The sequence below is a fragment of the Levilactobacillus yiduensis genome, from assembly GCF_024718525.1.
In the GTDB taxonomy this organism is placed as follows: Bacteria; Bacillota; Bacilli; order Lactobacillales; family Lactobacillaceae; genus Levilactobacillus; species Levilactobacillus yiduensis.
Genome location: NZ_JAMXAZ010000025.1, coordinates 21560 through 41237, shown reverse-complemented (window position 1 = coordinate 41237; position 19678 = coordinate 21560). Strand labels below are relative to the sequence as shown.

General features: G+C 49.7%; 16 protein-coding genes. 15 read left to right on the top strand and 1 reads right to left on the bottom strand.

What is annotated here, in order from left to right:
- The first annotated feature begins 618 nt into the window (after positions 1–618).
- The 7 genes from NGM66_RS11815 to NGM66_RS11785 all read left to right on the top strand — a co-directional run bounded on the left by NGM66_RS11815 (position 619) and on the right by NGM66_RS11785 (position 10009).
- Positions 619–1254 (top strand): WxL domain-containing protein, encoded by a 636-nt coding sequence (locus tag NGM66_RS11815; RefSeq protein WP_208910749.1) that lies wholly within the window; start codon positions 619–621, stop codon positions 1252–1254.
- 386 nt (positions 1255–1640) lie between these two features.
- A complete protein-coding gene (locus NGM66_RS11810; protein ID WP_208910747.1) occupies positions 1641–2096 on the top strand; it encodes an LPXTG cell wall anchor domain-containing protein in 456 nt (151 codons plus the stop codon).
- Between the two features lie 18 nt (positions 2097–2114).
- Positions 2115–2816 (top strand): WxL domain-containing protein, encoded by a 702-nt coding sequence (locus tag NGM66_RS11805; RefSeq protein ID WP_208910744.1) that lies wholly within the window; start codon positions 2115–2117, stop codon positions 2814–2816.
- A 37-nt stretch (positions 2817–2853) separates the two neighbouring features.
- Positions 2854–3573, top strand: coding sequence for a WxL domain-containing protein (locus NGM66_RS11800; RefSeq protein ID WP_258115711.1), 720 nt, complete (start codon positions 2854–2856; stop codon positions 3571–3573).
- A gap of 93 nt (positions 3574–3666) precedes the next feature.
- Entirely contained in the window at positions 3667–4725 is a 1059-nt protein-coding gene (locus tag NGM66_RS11795) for a WxLIP family cell surface protein (RefSeq protein ID WP_245155265.1), read from the top strand.
- A 262-nt stretch (positions 4726–4987) separates the two neighbouring features.
- Positions 4988–7144, top strand: coding sequence for an L-type lectin family protein (locus NGM66_RS11790; protein WP_258115710.1), 2157 nt, complete (start codon positions 4988–4990; stop codon positions 7142–7144).
- Between the two features lie 705 nt (positions 7145–7849).
- The gene (locus tag NGM66_RS11785; RefSeq protein ID WP_208910736.1) at positions 7850–10009 is read left to right on the top strand and encodes a lectin-like domain-containing protein; all 2160 of its coding nucleotides are present in this window, start codon (positions 7850–7852) and stop codon (positions 10007–10009) included.
- 208 nt (positions 10010–10217) lie between these two features.
- Here the strand turns inward: NGM66_RS11785 and NGM66_RS11780 are convergent, their stop codons facing one another.
- Complete coding sequence (locus NGM66_RS11780; protein WP_208910734.1) at positions 10218–10688, bottom strand: low molecular weight protein-tyrosine-phosphatase; 471 nt, start codon at positions 10686–10688, stop codon at positions 10218–10220.
- 101 nt (positions 10689–10789) lie between these two features.
- Between NGM66_RS11780 and NGM66_RS11775 the strand changes: the two genes are divergently transcribed.
- The 8 genes from NGM66_RS11775 to alr all read left to right on the top strand — a co-directional run bounded on the left by NGM66_RS11775 (position 10790) and on the right by alr (position 19636).
- Complete coding sequence (locus NGM66_RS11775) at positions 10790–11368, top strand: LemA family protein (protein WP_208910732.1); 579 nt, start codon at positions 10790–10792, stop codon at positions 11366–11368.
- Between the two features lie 8 nt (positions 11369–11376).
- Entirely contained in the window at positions 11377–12267 is an 891-nt protein-coding gene (gene htpX, locus NGM66_RS11770) for a zinc metalloprotease HtpX (RefSeq protein WP_208910730.1), read from the top strand.
- A 119-nt stretch (positions 12268–12386) separates the two neighbouring features.
- Entirely contained in the window at positions 12387–13127 is a 741-nt protein-coding gene (locus NGM66_RS11765; protein WP_258115712.1) for a hypothetical protein, read from the top strand.
- 217 nt (positions 13128–13344) lie between these two features.
- Entirely contained in the window at positions 13345–14730 is a 1386-nt protein-coding gene (locus NGM66_RS11760) for a UDP-N-acetylmuramoyl-tripeptide--D-alanyl-D-alanine ligase (protein WP_208910726.1), read from the top strand.
- A gap of 192 nt (positions 14731–14922) precedes the next feature.
- Positions 14923–16500 (top strand): degradosome RNA helicase CshA, encoded by a 1578-nt coding sequence (gene cshA, locus NGM66_RS11755; RefSeq protein ID WP_208910724.1) that lies wholly within the window; start codon positions 14923–14925, stop codon positions 16498–16500.
- Positions 16501–16722: 222 nt separating this feature from the next.
- Positions 16723–17865 carry a baeRF6 domain-containing protein gene (locus NGM66_RS11750; RefSeq protein ID WP_208910722.1) on the top strand — a complete coding sequence of 381 codons (1143 nt, stop codon included), beginning with the start codon at positions 16723–16725 and terminating at the stop codon, positions 17863–17865.
- Positions 17866–18152: 287 nt separating this feature from the next.
- The gene (acpS, locus tag NGM66_RS11745; protein ID WP_208910720.1) at positions 18153–18512 is read left to right on the top strand and encodes a holo-ACP synthase; all 360 of its coding nucleotides are present in this window, start codon (positions 18153–18155) and stop codon (positions 18510–18512) included.
- Positions 18513–18514: 2 nt separating this feature from the next.
- Positions 18515–19636 carry an alanine racemase gene (alr, locus tag NGM66_RS11740; protein WP_258115709.1) on the top strand — a complete coding sequence of 374 codons (1122 nt, stop codon included), beginning with the start codon at positions 18515–18517 and terminating at the stop codon, positions 19634–19636.
- The last annotated feature ends 42 nt before the right edge of the window (positions 19637–19678 follow it).

Below are 19678 nucleotides of genomic sequence, written 5' to 3'. Positions count from 1 at the left end.
TCATAAGGGAAGGCATTCCCTATTTCTATACAATTCAGAAATCTTTTATGCATTTACACAAGATATTTTACGCTCTCGTATTTTTCTGTCCAGAAGGCAAAAAATGCTGATTTTTTTATTTTTTTTGAAAAATTTTTTTATTTTTTGGTAGCGCATTCCCACTGCCATGGGAATGACAAGAAACGTAGATGTATCAAGGGATTTGGCACGATAGTGTATACGATGTATTAGCAATATAGTTAGCTAGTAGCCTGTATGAAACATTTTAAAAAATTCGTTAATTTGACGATTAGGGAACATAAAAGTTTGGCTGGACCATCAATTTGAAACGGATACAAATGCCGTCATATAGGCGTTTTAATTGTAATTATGTTTATAATATAAACGCTTATAACAGTTATAAAAGTGTTTTCCGATTATTTATTCTCCCCACAGATGATTAAGAGTGGACAAAAACGAAGAAATGGGGTATTATATGTTTGTAAGGTTGATACAGAGATAACCGCCAAGCGTTGGGGAGCACGATTAACTAGGGTAATCCCGTGAGGCAGTGACATCGATCAGCCAGGGTTGACAGAAATTCATATTTAGCCAAAAGGCTTAAAGGGGATAATTAATATGTTTAAGAAGACTTTAGGTTTCGTTGCTGTTGCTGCTGCATTAACTGGTTTGGGTTTAGCTTCAACTACGACTGCCAACGCGGACTCAACGGATCCAACGACGACTAATGCGACGGTTAATTTGACCGCTGGGACTGGTACTGATGGGAGTGTAACGCTGGTTTCAGCTCCAAGCATTAGTTTTAAAGATTCAACATTAAATGGGTCTGCTGCAACGGCAGCGGCTACCTTGACTGGCAATTTGATTGTTAATAACGCCGGGGGAGCAGACGGTTGGGGCGTGACTGTATCTGCTTCACCAATGAAAGCAACTAATGCAACAACTAATAAGGTCAGCACCTTGAAAGGTGGGGCTTACACTCTGAGCTTTGCACCGAGCGCCATCAAGAGTACAACTGACACTAGTGCTGATGATACAAACAAGTCGACCGTACCAAGTAGTACTGATGCAAAGATTGACACTGGGGATGACACAACCGGAAGTGGTACAACTATTTTAACTGCTGCTGCTGGTGACGGTGTTGGTACTTGGAATGGTGGCGTGAAAGCTTCAGACTTGACTGTGCCTGCTTCCGCTATTGAAGGATCATACACATCTACCTTGACTTGGGCGTTAAACAATGCGCCAGCTTAATCAGAACTAAATGAGAAAAAAGGCGAACTTGTTCGCCTTTTTTTGTATCTATTAAGTAACCGTATAAACGAAAAATAGCTGGCTGCTTTTTACAATTTGTTTTTGTAAACAACAGATATTGCAAACTGAATAATCCTTACCTTTTACACTTAAATACCAACAAATCAGTGCCTTGAGTAAATGTAAGAAATCATAATAAATAGTCGTGAACCTACTATAAAGATGTTGGTAAAAATATTTTTCACCACACATGACTAATTGTGGACAAAAACTAAAAATGGTGTTATTATAACCAATGTAATCAGATGAATTCATCAGATTCTTTGTAATGGATATTGTTAATTAAATTTTAGGTAAGCGGAACAGGACGTGAGGATGGGACAGCGATGCGATTACGAGATATAGGTTTGCTGGTGCTGAGCCTGCTGATCGTCGGTTGGGGTATCCCAACCGCAGCTCGTGCAGATGATGTTCAGCAATCACAGTATTCAGTGACCCTCACCAAACCGAAAACGAGTCCTTCACCGGTCATTAATGGCGGTGGCGGGGCACTCATTGACGGTGAAGATGGGGATACGGTAAACGGCAATCCAGTGAATGGCCACACTCATTCAGCGGGGGCAACATCACCGACCGGAGCTAACGGTGGTCAAGGGGCTACAGTTAGTCCGGCACACAGCAAGCAAAGTGGTCAGGCGGCCTTGGTCGCCACGCGTAGCACAACGGGAAGATTGCCACAGACTTCTGAAACTTGGTTCGGACTGGGGACCATGACGGGAGTCATCATGTTGTTGCTAGTTTGGATAGGGATTCTATTTAAGAGAAGAAAACAACAAAATTAGTTGAGGGAGATTTTTATTATGACTAAGAAAACTTTACAATTATTAGCTTCTGTTGCTTTGGTTGCAGGCTTAGGCATGACAACAGTTACGGCGAATGCGGCTGGTACCACAAGTTCTGGTTCTGTTGGCACTACTGCAAAAGTCCAGTTGGATAGTAATGGCGCTGGCGACAATGGTGATGGCGACGGCGGTAACGTGGCTGGGTCATTGGCAATTACTTCTGCACCGGACGTTGACTTTGGGACAGGAACTATTGATGGTAAAACTGCGACAATCTTAAAGGATAAAGCATTGAGCCAAGGTGAAGAGTCGCATGATAAGGCCGCTGCTGCTGGTGCCGTTACCGTTGTCGATCCTGGTACTGCTAGTGGTTGGCGGGTTCAAGTTAGCAGCAAACCACTTACGTCAACGATTGGTGGGACTGGTGCTGCCGCTGCCATCTTAGGTGGAACGTTCACTTATGATAACGGGGTTGTTGCTGGTGGTGTTACTAATACCAAAACCGAAGTCGTAGAAAATCCGGCTACACAAGATGCCACGTCCTTGAAATTTAACAGTGAAGGTACGGATAATCAAAATGTTTACCATGCTGCTACTGGTAGTGGTGTTGGAACTTGGACAAACACTTACAAAAGTGCTTCAATGACGATCCCAGCTGGTAACGCTGCTGGTTCGTACTCAGCCGACTTAACTTGGACGTTAACCAACTCACCAGAATAATTAACCGCAGTCAAGAACGAAAAGGGAGGGCTGCGTCGTGACTAGATGGACATCGTTATTCGTGACTTCGTTGGCCCTCACGGCTTTAGCCTTGAGTGGGTCAACTGCCGCAGATGCTAGTACTCGGACTCCCAATGATGATCAGACGACCACGGCTAAGGTCACATTAAAGGGCGGCGATACTTCTGGTGCCGTCAATCCGCAGAATCCAGATGGCTCCGGGAGCGCATTTCCTGGCGATGACTTGGATGCGAATAATCACGGGACCGGGTCCACTGGGGCTTTGACGATTGACTATGCGTCGAACCTGGTGTTTGATGAAAATAGTTATGACAATGGTGTCATTACCGCGACGGCGACGAATCATCAGGCCTTCGTTCAGGTGAGTGATCGCCGATACACTAGGGATGGTTGGCAATTGATGCTGACCCCCAGTATTTTGGTGGGTCAATCGCGTGCATCGACGATTGGCGGCAGTGATGCGTCGATCGAATTGGGCGTGACCAAATTTCTCGCGTCCGGAACGACTGTCAGCAAGTATCCGCACGTCACCACGACGAGTACCACGCGATTACCGCTGGGAGAGATGGCCAAGGTCGGTCAAGCCGATTACGGCACCGGCCTCGGGACTTGGATCTATCGGTTAAATTACGATACCACGGCACCAACCAAGTTGTTGGTCAATGGGAGTGCGGTTGCCGAGACCCAGACTTATACGGGCATGTTGAATTGGACCTTAACTGATTCCTTACATTAAAAATGTAAAAGTTTCGGAATGCGGTGGCGACAGTCACCGCATTCTTTGTTACAATGAGTTTAAAGTTGAGTTTTTATGGAGGTTGGGAGAATCATGAAACGTTGGCTAAAGATTTTGGTAACATTAGGGACGTTACTAATGGCGTTCGGTTGGGTTCAACAGACTGTTCACGCTGAGAGTGTTGGCTATTCGGTGAGTGCGGTTTTGCCGAAGAACCAGGATGATAAAAAGGTCACGTATTTTGCTTTGCGTGTTAAACCAAAGCAACAGCAAAAATTAACGATTGTTATTCGCAATACCAGTAAATCAATGAAACGGTTCCAAGTGGGGGTCAACCAGGCCATCACCAACGATAACGGGGTTATTGACTACAGTAAGGCTAATCCCACATTGGATAGCTCGCTGAAGGTTGGCATCAAGGACGTCTTCAGTAAGGACAGTACCCAGAAGGTCAACGTGCCAGCCAAGAGTAGCAAGCGGGTCTCCGTCTCCTACACCATGCCAGCCGAGAAGATCGACGGGATGATTTTAGGTGGGGTCTACGTGAAGCAGTTGACCGACAGCGACAATTCCAGCGCTAAAAAAGGTGTCACGATCAAGAACGCTTTTGCCTATGTCATTGGGGTCCGGCTCCGTGAAAGCAGTGTCGATGTTGCCCCTGACATGCGCCTACACACGGTCAAAGCAGGGCAGATCAACTCCTACAACCAGATTCAAGCCAACTTACAAAACCCACGGCCAGGTCTGATGAGTGAACTCAAAATCAAGTCCAAGGTCACTAAGGCCAACGAGACTAAGACAGTTCTAAGTAATGAGAAGAGCAACATGTCCATGGCGCCTAATTCCAACTTTAACTACTCTATTCCGTGGGGTGGCACGCAGTTGAAGGCGGGCGAATACACGCTGACACTGGATGCTTACGCCAAGGGCGGGTATCACTGGCACTTCGTTAAGAACTTTAATGTGACCCAAGCCCAGATTAACCAGTTGAAGAACAAGATCAACACGCCACAACAGAACAACTACCTCTGGTGGTTCGTGGCTGGTGGGATTTTGATTCTCCTCTTGCTGATCGTCATTATCTACTTGTTGATGAAGAACCGGCGTCGTGATGACGACAGCGCTTCTGACAAGACAGATTCAACTAAATAAAAATAACGATAGCCGTCACGCCGTTTCCTGAGGATTCGGGCGTGACGGCTTTTTGCTGCAGAAAGTTAGTTCACTTAACAGTGATAACGTTTTTTCTGACCAGATTCGCGACTATAGAAGGCTAATACGGCACAAGAGTTCGAGAATACATCGTATAATTGGGTTAGATATTTAACGCAGTAACGGTTCGCTAGCATCATTACCAAGGTGAATGAAAAAGGTTGAGGCCATGACTAGTTTGACATTGAGGGGAGTGTCAGTGATGAAATGGCAACGAATTTGGTTGAGTATTTTAGTCGCGCTTGCTTGCATGCTGAGTGGGATGGCGATTGCGCACGCAGACACGCCTGATGGGTTGCCAATTACGCCATATTTCAAGACGGGGAATTTTACCGGCGCTAGCAATTCGGCTACGCTGGTCGCTAATGCCGCGGGGCAAAAGGAAACGGTACAATTGACCGATGCCGCCAACCAGTTGGGAACAATTTGGGCGGATAAGGATAATTATTATTTTGAGTTGAACCACGACCAGAAGGCCTCGATGTGGATGTACTTTGACAACAAAGGCAGTAGCGCCGGGGATGGGATGGCATTTGTCCTGCAAAACGATCCCAACGGAACGGCTGCCGTTTCCCGGACCGCACTGACCAATGTGCCAGCGGCCGGTGAAACTTTGGGTGTTTGGGGGAGTCCAGATAACTATACGGTGAGTGGGACTAACAATGTCGCCAGTCAGGCGATTCAGAACAGTTGGGCACTGGAATTCGATACATTTCCGAACACCCAGCCAATTCCAGACGCGCTGGGAAAGTCCACGACCTTTGATAGCTATATTAATTATGTGACTGATGAAAATACGAAGAAGCCTCACATTGCGTCAAATTATCCGGCGCAATCGGCGACTTATAACAAACGTTATTATGCGGAAAATCAGTACTACACCGTCATGCTCCACAAGGGAATTTTGAATCCGGCACTTTCCAATGGGGCTTGGCATCACGTCACGTTGAAATACACGGCTCCCAGCACCTATCCTGGTACCGGGAAAATGACGTACACCTTTGACGACAAGGATGCCGCGACCGGGTTGGCGACCGCTACGACGGCAACGACGACGGTCGATATCAATACCAGCATCGTCGATCCCGAGAATACGGGCAAGGCCATGTGGGGGTTCACCGGTTCAACCGGCCAGCATTTTGAGACGAATCAGGTCGTGTTCGAACAGATTCCCGGGCTGGTGGACGCGAGTGCCGTGGCCAGCATGTATGACCGTACCGAAGACGACGTGCAGGTCCCAGCCAACGGGATGATCATGGGTGGCGACAGACTGTTGTTGAAATATGATCTGACTTATAATTCGGGTCGCAAAGCCTGGGACAACGTGCAGGCAGCGCTGGCGATTCCAGACAACCTGAACGTGACTTCTGGCAAGGTGACCTACGCTGATGGGACGCAAGAAACGGTCGATCTGAGTGGCTATCGGCCGGGCGACAAGCAGCTGATGTACACGTTACAAAAGGGGTTGTCGACGGCCAATAAGACCGCATCAATCTCGCTGTACGCCACAGCGGAAAATCCGACGGCTGGGGCCACGGTTGACATGACGACCAGCAAATTTAGCTCACCTCTTGGCATTGCGACCGCTGATTTGAGCGGCTTTGGCATTGTGCACTCAACCGTTGATCTGGCAGCCAAAGTGACGAGTGGCGAGACGGTAAATGTACTCCCCGGTAAGACCACAACGGTGACGGGGACAGCTACGTTGCAGGGAGCCACTAGCAATGCCCAATTTACCCTGCACCCAACGCTGAATGGCCAAGACCTGGCGCCAGCGACCTTCAGTTCCCAGAAACAAAGTGATGGCAGCTTTACGGGGCAGTTCAGTTATCAGCCGTTGGTTAGTGACCTCCATTTGGGACTGAACACGCTGACCCTGTACGTATCAGATGCCATGGGCAACTCGTCGCCGGATGTGACGGTGACCATCAATGTGGCCGGCATCCTGAGCTACGCCAATGTGCCGCAGACCGTGACCTTCACCGACACGCAACTGACGGGGGCTAGCCAACTGATTTCGCGAGAAGGCGACTGGAATCTGCTGGTCAACGATGCGCGAGGCAGTGGGTCAAAATGGCAGCTGACCGCACAACTAACAAAGCCGATGACGGCCACGACAAAGCCAGCCACGCAACTGGATGGTAGCCTGCAGTACCGCGCCAGTGATACGGCAACTCCAGTCACAATTGGGACGACGGCGGTTCCCGTTGCCACGCACACCACGACCAGCGACGACGAAACGACCAACGCCACCGGCTGGGATGCGGGTGCAGGGATGCTGTTGCACGTGAATAGTAGCGCGACGAGCGGGACCTACACCGGTGAGATTACTTGGAATTTGGCGAATGCACCGAGCTAAACGCACAATTGAGATATAGGCAAAATGAACTACTGGCTGATTGTGCCGGTAGTTTTTTTACTGCAAGCTAATGATAAAACAGCTAAAGAATGGTCTATAAAAATAGCGAAAATCGTTTATAAATATTGTTATATCAACAATTGGGCTAGACTAATCTGGTTGATGTGGTATACTAAATGAAACTAGTACGTAGTGTTACTATTGTATGGGAGAGAATATAAAAATACTGATAGATCACTGCCAATGAAAATTATTGGTGAGGGACATCGGTGCCGTTAAACGCTTGAGGTGCCGCAGATTGTAAGGATGACATCAGATAAATATCGTGATGGGGCGACGGAGATGTGGGGAAGAGAATTAGCAACAGGGCTGATTATGCTAGCCCTATTACAGGTAATCAGGTGGTGGCACAAGCTGCGACTAGCGATGAGGCTAGTACGTCAGCATTGTAAAATCAAGGGCTATTGTTAAAGGTGAACGCGGATGCTGTCCAAGGCGCGTGTTATAGCGGCGTGAGCTAGACATATGTGGTTCAGGGCTAAGGAGTGGCGTTATGAGTGGTTATTATTTTACTTATAATTCAGCTAAAGGATGGTAAAAATTAACTTTGACGAACGGAAGAAAAGGCAACGTAACCTGGCTTCTTAATACTGCTATCTAAACAGGGACCAGTAAAAATATCTTGTACATGAGTGGAGGAAAAATATGATTAAGGGACTCATCGCGTTAGGCGGGGGATTACTGCTGGGGATGATTTGGGGAATTAATTTTCACCCCATTCAGGCATTGGCTAATCAGGCCTATGGGGATGCAGCGGCTGCATTGAAACATGCACCGCAAGGCATTCTCTTGTCAAAATACTTTGCTGCGGGAACGGGGAAGCAAGTTCAAATTATTCCGGCGCCGAATCCCCAGATTAAGGATACAGAGGCAGTACAATTAACCAATGGCACGAATCAGATTGGCAGTATTTGGTCGAACGATCAAAATTACTTTGATCTGACAAAGGAGCAAACCGTGTCAATGTGGCTGTATTTTGGGAACAAAAATATTAGCGCAGGGGATGGTATGGCTTTCGTTTTGCAAAATGATGCGTTAGGTCAGGACGCAACAATTCAGCAACCGAATATTTTACCATTTGGGGAGTCGTTGGGCGTATGGGGGAGTGATGATCAAAGCAATCAAGGGAATCCAAAAAAAGTTGCGGCGTCGGCGATTCAACACAGTTGGGCATTGGAATTTGATACGTATCAGAATGACAGCGTAGCCTTTGAGGATATTGGGAAGGGGAATGCGTTTGACGCAGACCATCAGGAACAAGATGCAGCTGGTAAGCATTTGCTGTCACGTGCCCATATTGCGTCAAATTATCCGGGTGAGGAAAATAGTTACGCCACACACCAGGTTTCTAACTTGCCGAAATCAGCAGAGGTGGGGAATTACGTGACTCTCCATCATCAAGGTATCTTGCAAGAGGGATTTTCTTTCTTGTCAAACGGTGAATGGCACCACATTACATTGCATTATCAACCAACCAAAAAAGGTGGGCGGATGACCTATACTTTCAACGATAAGGATGCCAAGACAGGGGCTAGCCAGCCAGGAATCAGTGCCAAAGTAGAAATCGACAAACATAAAATTGACCCTGAAAATCGTGGATTCACTTACTGGGGATTCACGGGCTCTACTGGGAAAAAATGGGAAGATAATATTGTGGTCTTTGACCAAATGCCTGATCTCGTGGAAGCGACGGCAAACGCTACCTTAAAAGATCTTACGCAACAGACACAGATTTCTGGAGCAAAGGACCGCGTTGCTGCAGGCGACCGGGTACAGTTGAATTATCAGGTAGAATACCTTAAAGGGCGGTCAGGCTGGCATGATGTAAAGGCCAAGTTAAGATTGCCACCCAACATCTCATTTGAAAAAGGATTCATCACATCAACTAACGGCAGTGTCCGGAACATTTCCCCAGAAAAATTAGCCCAACATGAGGTAGACCAATCTATTGCTGAGCAATTGAATCAGAGTCAGTCGACCGCCAATATCACGTTACTAGGTAGAGTTAATGAAGGGCAGGCAACAGTTGCGGCATTTACCAGTCACTTTTACGGGACCGAAGCAGTGACTGAAGCTTCAACGCCCGACTTTACAGTGGAAGAACCAGAACGACTACAACTCAAATTAAATCAAACCGATTTGGCCATTTCATCGCAACAAGCGCTGAGCCTTAAAGGAACGATTTCAGCGACAAAGGCTTTGATTGATAAAAACGTGGAAATTCGGTTAAAGGGAAAAGGAATCTCCATGGCATGGACCGTGGTACCAAAGGGAGAAAACCAGCAAGTGACACTCAAAGTGCCAACTGAGAATTTGCAACCAGGACCCAATCAGTTGACCGTCACAGCTGTGAGCGAAACAGGTCACGCAGCCAAACCCGTGACGGTCAACATCTTCGTTGGCCAACTTGACTTTGGGACTGTTTCAAAAAATCTAGACTTTAAAACTAATTTAACCGGGCAAGCGCAATGGGTTCACCCCAACCAGCCGTTACATCTCACGGTTGCGGATACGCGACGAACTGCAGCGCAATGGCGAGTGATGGCAAAGGTTGATAGCTTGAAAAAAGAAGGGCAACCAGATTTGGCAGGAAAGCTGGTCTACAGTACTCCTGGCGGCCAACAGACTGATCTGTCACAGGAGGCTGTGCTTATCACGCCCCCTAAGAAGGCCGTCAACAATGTGACAGTGCTTGCCGGGGAACAAGATGATGATGGCCATGTTGCGTTACACGTTCGTTCTGACGCCGTCGCTGGAATCTATTCGGAGAAAATTACCTGGGTGTTAGCGAATGCGGTGACTTGAGATCAGCAATGACAACGATAATTTCGGAGTGATTATTAGGGCCATAATCGTCATGGCAAAAAGAGCTTGGGCCAAGCACCCAAACTCTTTGATATCTCTGAACTTATATTGCTGTGAACACGCAAGGAAGTAGCCGATATTTACTAGAATTGGCAATCGTTGGGTCCTCAGCAGGGAGTTTATATCTAAACCGCCTGATAGAACCCTATCACTGGGCTGCTTGCTCGAGCTGGTCCAACCATACGGGAAGGGCTTCGGCCAATTCCTGATAAGTCAGCTCAAACTTGTGCGTGTACCAGGGGTCGTCAATGGCCTCACCGGCACGACCGGGTAAAATGTCCAGACACAGCTTGATCTTTTCACGGTCGGCATCTGTGGGTGCTAGCCGCTGTAGGTTATAAACGTTACTGTGATCCATGGTGATGATCACGTCCGCCCAAGCAAAGTCGGCCGCGGTAATGGGGCGTGAACGGTGCTGGCTGGCGTCTAGTCCGTGAGCCCGCATGGTTTTGAGTGCGCCGGGGTGGGGATGGTTACCTTCTTCTTCCGGACTAGTAGCGACCGAAGCCGCTGTGAATTGGTCCGTCAGATGACGTTCCTTGATCAGCTGATTGAAGATGGCTTCGGCCATGGGAGAACGACAAATGTTGCCAAGACAAACAAAAAGTACGTGTTGCATGGGATACCTCCTAATTAATGGTTAAGACGGGCAGAGTTGCTGGAGTCCGGCTTCACCGTTTGTTATGATGAGTGTACCAGAAAAATAGGAGGAGTGAGCATATGGTAGCAACTATTATTATCATCGTGGTTGTGGTCCTGTTGGCGGCCTGGTACATTAGTGCTTACAACAGCTTGATTCGGACCCGGACCCACGTGCAAGAATCATGGAGTCAAATTGACGTGCAATTAAAACGGCGGAATGATTTAATTCCGAACTTGGTCTCAACGACAAAGGGATACGCCAACTTTGAACAATCGACGTTAAAAAAGGTCGTCGCCTTACGGAATCAATTGACAGCAGTTCCCGCCGGTGATCACCAACAAACCATGGAAGTGTCTAACCAACTGTCCACGACGTTGCGGTCGTTGTTTGCCTTGTCTGAAAACTATCCTGATCTGAAGGCCAACACGCAGTTCACCCAACTGATGGAAGAGTTGACCAACACGGAAAACAAGATTGCCTACTCGCGGCAACTGTACAACAGTTCAGTGGCTAACCTGACGATGAAAATTCAGTCTTTCCCAAGCAATATCGTCGCCAAGGTACATCATTTCCAAGAAAGCGACTACCTGCAGGTCCCTGAAGAGGAAAAGACCGCGCCGAAGGTTAACTTCGATGACTTTAATTCAGATAAGTAGGCGATAACATGTTATATGACCAAATTGCCATGAACAAACGGCGAACCGGCTATGTCATGTTTGGGTTTGGCGTGTTGGTCCTCGCCTTGGGAGCGGCGTTAGGCTACTTGTTCTGGAACAACTGGATTTCTGGAACGGTGATTGCAGCAGTGGTGGCGGTCGTCTACATGCTGATCATGATCAGTCAGTCGACCAACGTCGTCATGAGCATGAATCACGCCCGAGAGATCACAGACGTCAGTCAGGCGCCGCAGCTGTGGCACCTGGTGGAGGACATGGCCTTGGTCGCGCAAGTGCCGATGCCACGGGTCTTCATTATTGACGACCCCAGTCCCAATGCGTTTGCGACGGGGAATGACCCGCAACACGCGGCAGTGGCCGCCACGACCGGTATCTTGGAACGCTTGAACCGTGAAGAGATGGAAGGCGTGATTGGCCACGAGATGTCTCACGTTCGGAACTATGACATTCGCCTACAGACCATTGCGTTGGCACTGTCCGCCGCAATTAGTCTGCTGGTGAACTTTGCCAGCAACTGGTTCTGGTGGGGTGGCAGTCGTCGGCGAGATGACCGTGACTCGGGCGGCAATGTCATTGGAATTGTCATCTCGATTTTCCTGGTGATTTTGGCACCGCTAGCGGCTAGCATCGCGCAAATGGCCTTGTCCCGAAACCGGGAGTATCTGGCCGATGCCGCCAGTGTTGAACTAACGCGTAATCCCCAAGGGTTGATCAGTGCGCTACGCAAGATCGATGATAGCGAGCCGATGAAAGAAGCTGACCCGAACAGTGCCGCCTTGTACATTAGCGACCCCTTTAAGCACCAGAAGAAATTCGCAGAATTATTTGCGACTCACCCACCAATTGCGGACCGCATTGCGCGACTCGAAAAAATGTAAAAATTGTGGGCGTTTTGGGGGTGTTTCGTAGTACAATTAAGTGTGATTGAGACTAGGGGAAAGAGTGTGCAACCATGCGCGGAAATTTTATTTATTTAAGTCTAGAACCCGTGACGAATATGATTTATTCGTTGGGCATTTCACCAGCTGATTTTTTGAACGGCGTACCGGCCATACCGAATCAGCTGCTTTTGCTGAACGAAGAATCTGGCGCCGACGTGGAGATCAATCCTCACACACGCCTGCAAACAGTCACGGGACAAGCGCAGATTCGGCGCTACCTGTTGGCCAAACACGACCGACCCGTCAAGTGGCTAGACTATACGCATAGCGACGATCTCGATTTCCTGTTGCCTAGCGAAATCGCAGAGCTGTTGTACTTGGCACACATGGAGACGCATTTGCGGACGCCGTTTTACGCGAAGCTCCAGAATGAATACGCCTTTTTGACCCTGCGTGATGGCTTTTACAAGACGTATTACCGGCACTTGGCAGATTTTGATCACGTGCTAGAAGTCAGTATCAAGCGTCATCTGCGGGCAATGCACAATAATCGCTGGGTCTTCGCCCGACCGTTAGCTATCAGTGACGTGCCTCACGAGATTCTCCTACAGCTGATTCAAGGCCTGCTGGATGGGATGATCGTGGCATTTGACCAATTGGTTGAGCGGCACCGAATCTACGTGATTCCGGTGCGGGCCATCACCCATCCCGAACGGCAAAACACGTGGTACACCCAAGAAGAGGTCTACGCTGATTCGCGAGAGGTGGCCAGTTTGCGGTATGATCTGGCGACCCGTGAATGGGCGTTGAGCATCCATGATAATCAAGTTTTTAGTGACGTCGCGGATTTAATTTGAATTAAAATGAAGGGAGTTGGACCGGCGTCTGGCTCCCTTTTGGGTCACCTGCCAATGGATTTTTTGACCGTGTTTTAAGTTAGCGACCGGTAATCCATGGTATAATGTGACTCAGAATCTAATGCGGAACGAACTAAGCGGACTTTGAGGCCGCGTAGCTTGCAATTGAAACCGGAGCAATCGAGGGGATTGTTTCGTTAAATTAGGAGCAGAAAACATGAAAATGCAGCTTGCCGAAATTGCTCATGCTGTGGGCGCAATCAATGATTTTGAAAAATGGCGGAGTGTCAGTGTCACCAGTGTGGCCTTTGACAGCCGGCATTTACAACCAGGGGGACTCTTTATTCCATTGACGGGTGAACAGGATGGACACAAATTCATCCAGTCCGCCATCGACCACGGGGCCGTGGCGACATTGTGGGCCCGCGATCTGGCGACGGCACCCGCAGGCTTTCCAGTGATTCAGGTTGCTGATTCACTGAAGGCCTTGCAGGACCTGGCGCAGTACTACCTGTCTAAAATCAACCCACGGGTGGTGGCCATTACCGGGAGTAACGGGAAGACGACGACCAAGGACATGATTGCGGCTATCTTGAGCACGCAGTTCAATGTGACCAAGACACACGCCAACTTCAACAATGAGATTGGTGTGCCGATGACCGTGTTGTCCATAGAACCCAACACTGAGATGTTGGTCGTGGAAATGGGGATGGACCGGCCGGGTCAACTGGACTTCTTGAGCAAGCTGGTCTCACCGGACCTAGCCGTAATCACGATGATTGGGGAAGCTCACATCGAGTTCTTCGGTACCCGTGATCGGATCGCTGATGCTAAGATGGAAATTACCCACGGCCTCAGTGATGATGGCATCTTCGTGTACAACGGCGATGAACCGTTGCTGCAGGAACGGGCCGCTGACCTGACACAACGCCAGGTCACGTTTGGTCAAAATGACGACAACGACCTGGCGGCGACTGCCATTCAGGGCACCGCGACCGCCACGACGTTTACCACGAATCAGTGGCCGGACCTGACCTTTACGATTCCCATGATTGGGACGTACAACGTGAATAATGCGCTGGCTGCCTTGGCAGTGGGGAACGTCTACCGGATTCGTCCCGAGAACGCACAGAGGGCGTTGCAGACGGTCAATTTGACTGAGAACCGGGCTGAATGGCTGAAGAGTACGACTGGTGCGGCGATCTTGAGTGACGTTTACAACTCCAATCCTACGGCCGTCAAGGAGGTCTTAGCGGCCTTCTCGAAGACGCCGGTTACCGGCAAACGCTACGTCGTTCTGGGCGACATGCTGGAATTGGGCGATCAGGCCGACGCGATGCACGCTGGGTTAGCCACTGCCATCGATCCGGCGGCTATCAGCCACGTGTACTTAGTAGGTCCCCACATGGTGGCACTCCAACAGGCACTGGCCAAACAGGCACCGGACCTGGCCGTCAGCCATTACGAAAGTGCCGACCTGGCAACGCTTTCAGCCGATTTGCAAGCTATTTTGACTCCCGCCGATCAGATTTTATTGAAGGGATCTCACGGGATTCATTTGGAGCAAGTATTGGCGGCGTTACAGGATTCTACAGAAAATTAATGTGAACCTTAAGCAATTTCCACAAGTCGTGGGAGTTGCTTATTTTGTTTCAGCGTTGTATGATGGCTTAGTTGTATTTAAGAAACGAACTTACCCCGCCCTAGCCAATCATGGTCCGCAACACGGAAAACGGATTTTTTCCAAGAACCTTGAGGCACTAGGGCGACGTACCCACTTAGGAGGAAATTATTTTTGAAGTTTAAAGAACTGGGTCTTTCCGAGGACCTACTGAACGCAGTTACGACAGCAGGTTACGAAGAAGCGACCCCAATTCAAGCCGAGACAATCCCCATGGTTTTGGCGGGTCAAGATGTGATTGGACAAGCCCAAACCGGTACCGGGAAGACTGCGGCCTTCGCCTTACCTATCTTGGAAAAGATTGATAAGAGCAATGAAAATGTTCAGGCGTTAGTGGTTTCACCAACGCGGGAACTGGCAATCCAAACCCAAGAAGAAATTTATAAATTAGGCCGTAACGAACGGGCCAACGTCCAAGTCGTTTACGGTGGGGCAGACATTCGTCGGCAAATCAAGTCCCTGAAGAACCACCCGCAAGTGGTTGTTGGGACCCCGGGTCGGTTATTGGACCACATTCGTCGGCACACGTTGAAGTTAGACCATGTTCAAATGTTGGTCTTGGACGAAGCCGATGAAATGTTAAACATGGGTTTCTTGGATGACATTGAAGACATCATCAAGCAATTGCCAGAAAAGCGTCAAACGATGCTCTTCTCCGCAACGATGCCACCCGAAATCAAGCGGGTCGGTGTCCAATTCATGCAAGATCCTAAGCACGTGAAGATTAAGGCCAAGGAATTAACGACCGACTTGATCGATCAATTCTACGTCCGTTCACGTGATTTTGAAAAGTTTGATATTATGACGCGTTTCTTCGACGTCCAATCACCAGACTTAACCATCGTCTTCACGCGGACGAAGCGCCGGGTCGATGAAATCTCTAATGGGTTACAGGCACGTGGTTACAACGCTGCCGGGATTCATGGGGACTTGACTCAAAAGCGCCGGACGCAGATCATGAACCAATTCCGTCATGGGCAATTGGATATCTTAGTCGCAACCGACGTGGCTGCCCGGGGGATCGACATCAATGATGTGACCCACGTGTACAACTATGATATTCCACAAGACCCTGACAGTTATGTTCACCGTGTCGGCCGGACTGGCCGTGCCGGGAAGCATGGGGTTTCCATGACGTTTGTGACGCCAAACGAAATGGATTACCTGCGTGAAATCGAAAAGCTGACGAAGGTGCGTATGCTGCCTTTGAAGCCGCCTTCGGATGAAGAAGCTTTGGTCAGCCAATTAGGCGCTGCCAAGGACAAGGTCTCTGAATTGGTTAACAAGACGGATACCGAAAAATTCGCCAAGACTGCGGAAGCTTTACTGAACGAATACGATGCTGAAGACTTGGTTGCCGCTCTGTTGAACGACTTGACCAAGGATGACAGTAGTCAAGTACCCGTTAAGATCACGCCAGAACGGCCATTGCCTAAGCGCGGTGGCAAACGTCACGGCGGTGGCGGCTACCATCATGGTGGCGGCAATCGTCGTGGTGGTAATGGCGGCGGTTATCGTGGTCACCGCGGGAATGATTCCCGTGGCGGTCGTGGTGGCTCGCGCGGTCATGACTCACGGAACCATGATTCTCGCAATCATGGTGACAACCGGAATCGTCGGAGTAACGGCGGCAACGGTGGTCGGCGTAACGAAGGTGGGAGCCGCGGCTTCACCATTCGGAAGAAAGACTAATTTGCGTCACTAAAAATTGATTAGATGAAACTCGCCTCGTGGCATACGGGGCGAGTTTTTTTTACCGTCAAAAATACGATAGGGACGGGGCTTGTAAAATAGATTTACCCTATAAATGGATTTTGGATAAAAATATTAGTTGCAATCTGGAAATAGCCATGATATTATTACCTTATCGAATTGATACGAGATAACTTATATACAATAACGGAGGATTCTAACATGGCAAATCATTTTGACTTACACGCTGCACTGACGCTCGCCACTCAGCCGGGGCCATTCATGACCATGACCCTACCGATAACGGGGATTCCGGCGACCGACCGGACCCAATTCAAAAGTCTTCTCAAACAAGGAAAAGAACGCTTAGAAAAAGTGGCACCTGACAGAGCGTGGTCAGCTTATGATGAGGCCTTTAGCCCATTTAGTCAGGGACCGCTCACCAACGGCAGTGCGGCCGGCCTGTTGATCATGGCGGGGCCCACGGATAGTTATCACTACTGGTTACACACGCCAGTAGCCGCCACGGTGACGGTCACTTACCAACCTAACGTGTTACCCATTTTACAGGCGCGTGATCAAACCAGTGATTTTGACCTACTGCTTCTAAGCCAGGACGCTTTCGAACTGGCACAGGTCCGCAGCGGGCGACCAGAACTGGTCAACTTACCAGTTGATGCGCCAGCTACTTTGACGCAGGCGCTAGGGAGTGAGCAACGGGGCCGGGGCCGCTGGCAACGGTCGGCTGGTGACCAGACCCATTACAGTGGGACCGGGTCGCTGGATACAGCGCAGACGGCCGACCAACGGAACTATTTCCGCATGGTCGACAGCTACGTCAGCCAACACTACTCAAACGTCAACCAGGTACCGCTGATTCTAGTGGCCAGTGCCAGCAACCAGGGGAATTTCCGCAAGGCCTCCCAAAACGCGTACCTGGACCCGGTCGTGCAGTTGGTTCAAAATCCCGATTTGGCGGCGGCCAATCAGACACTGGCGGCAGTGACCTTCAAGGTGTCTGAGCAGCGCCACCAACAGGCCACTCAGGTGCGGCACGATGTTTACGCCAAGGCACGTCAGGGGCAACAGGTAGTCCAAGACCTCGGTGCTCTCGCCACGGCGGCGGTTCAGGGGCAGATCACCAAGCTCTGGATTCGCGCCGATGCGACGCAACCTGGCCATCTGAGCGATAAAGGAGAAGTGATGACGACCACGGCCCTCAGCCGGCAAAATAACCTTTACAACGACCTGGCTCTCCTGGTGAGTCGCCTGGGTGGACAAGTTGAGGTCTTACCGGCAGAAGCGATGCCGACCCGGAGCCCCGTAGCAGCGCAACTCCAGCTACGTGCGGCGATGTTACACTAAAATTGACATAACATAATTCATGAAGATCGGCGGACTGCGAGACGCTGGTCTTTTTTACTTAAGGTGTGCTGCTCGGCCAGTCGTTATAGATAAACCGTTCAGGCTAATGGTCTGCTGAAATTAACAGAACCAGGGCCGCCAGCCCCCACAGCATTTGGTGGACGGGCGGCGGTTCAGCTCGTTAGATAATTAAGTTTAAGATTCGACTTAACTCGGCAAGTTGAGGGGGTCAATCGCAAAGGGCTGTGCTAAAATATAACGTAGACATTAATAGGAGGTATGGCGCGATGATTTACGGAACCGGCATTGATATTACTGATCTGGCGCGTGTTCAAGCCGTCGTGGCGAAGCAGCCGCGATTTTTAAGCAAGGTGCTGACGCCCAACGAACTGCATGATTATCAGCAGTTACAAGGACAACGGGCAGTCGAGTTTATCGCCGGTCGCTGGTCAGCCAAAGAATCTTACAGCAAAGCCATGGGTACTGGAATTGGGGCCACCGTGGGCTTTCAGGATATTGAGATTCGCGATAATGACGCTGGCCGGCCCATCGTCATCCGCCAACCGTTTGGGGGCATTGCGCACGTTTCCATTTCACATACGGCAACGTTAGTAATGACGCAGGTTATCCTAGAAAGAGGGAAATAAGTATGGTAGTTGGGGTTCATCGGCCAACCAAGTTGGTGATTGATCGACAAGCATTACGGGAAAATATTCACACGGCGGTGTCACGTTTGGCACCGGGCTGTGAATTATTTATGGTGGTTAAGGCTAACGGCTACGGCCACGGGGCAATTCAGGTGGCGCAGGCCGCTAAAGACGCTGGGGCCACGGGATTTTGTGTGGCCATTTTGGACGAAGCCTTGGAGCTGCGGGCCGCGGGATTCAACGAACCCATTTTAGTGTTAGGGGTCAGTGAACCGGCCGACGCGCCGTTGATGGCGGAACAACGCATCTCGGCCACGGTGGCGGCGCAGGACTGGTTAACGGAAGCGCATCAATATTTGGCCCTGGCACACGTGACTGCCCCCCTGCAAGTTCACTTGGGCTTGGACACGGGAATGGGCCGCATCGGCTTTAAGACCAGCTCGACCTTGCAAACGGCGGTGGCGTACCTCAACGCCCATGCCGACCTGAATTTTGAAGGTATCTTCACACACTTCTCGACCGCAGACAGTCAAGACGACCATTACTTCAAGCAACAGGTGGCGACTTGGCGGGCACTGACGGGAAAATTGGCGCCTTTACCACGTTACGTCCACGTTTCCAACTCGGCGACCAGTCTATGGCACGCGGAATGCAATGACAACATGGTTCGGTTTGGCGTGGCGGGATATGGATTAAACCCTTCAGGGACTGAAGTAGCTGCCCCGTATACGTTACATCCCGCAATGCGCTTAATTAGTGAATTAGTACACGTAAAGCGGGTCGTGGCCGGTGAATCCGTGGGTTATGGCGCCACGTACACCGCGCAACAACCAGAGTGGGTCGGCACGGTGCCAATCGGCTATGCAGACGGGTACGAACGGCGATTACAAGGCTTCCACGTCCTAATTGATGGCCAACCTTGTGAAATCATTGGGCGGGTCTGCATGGACCAATTAATGGTGCGGTTACCGCATGAATTTGCCCGTGGCACCCGGGTGACGCTGGTTGGTCGTGATGGTGACGAAAACATTAGTCTCCAAGACGTTGCTGACTATTGTGGCACAATTCACTATGAAATTGCTTGTGGTTTTACGACGCGGTTACCGCGTGTTTACGAAAATTAAATTATGGGCTTCTAGTGTCCTGATTCATCGTTTCGTGGTAAA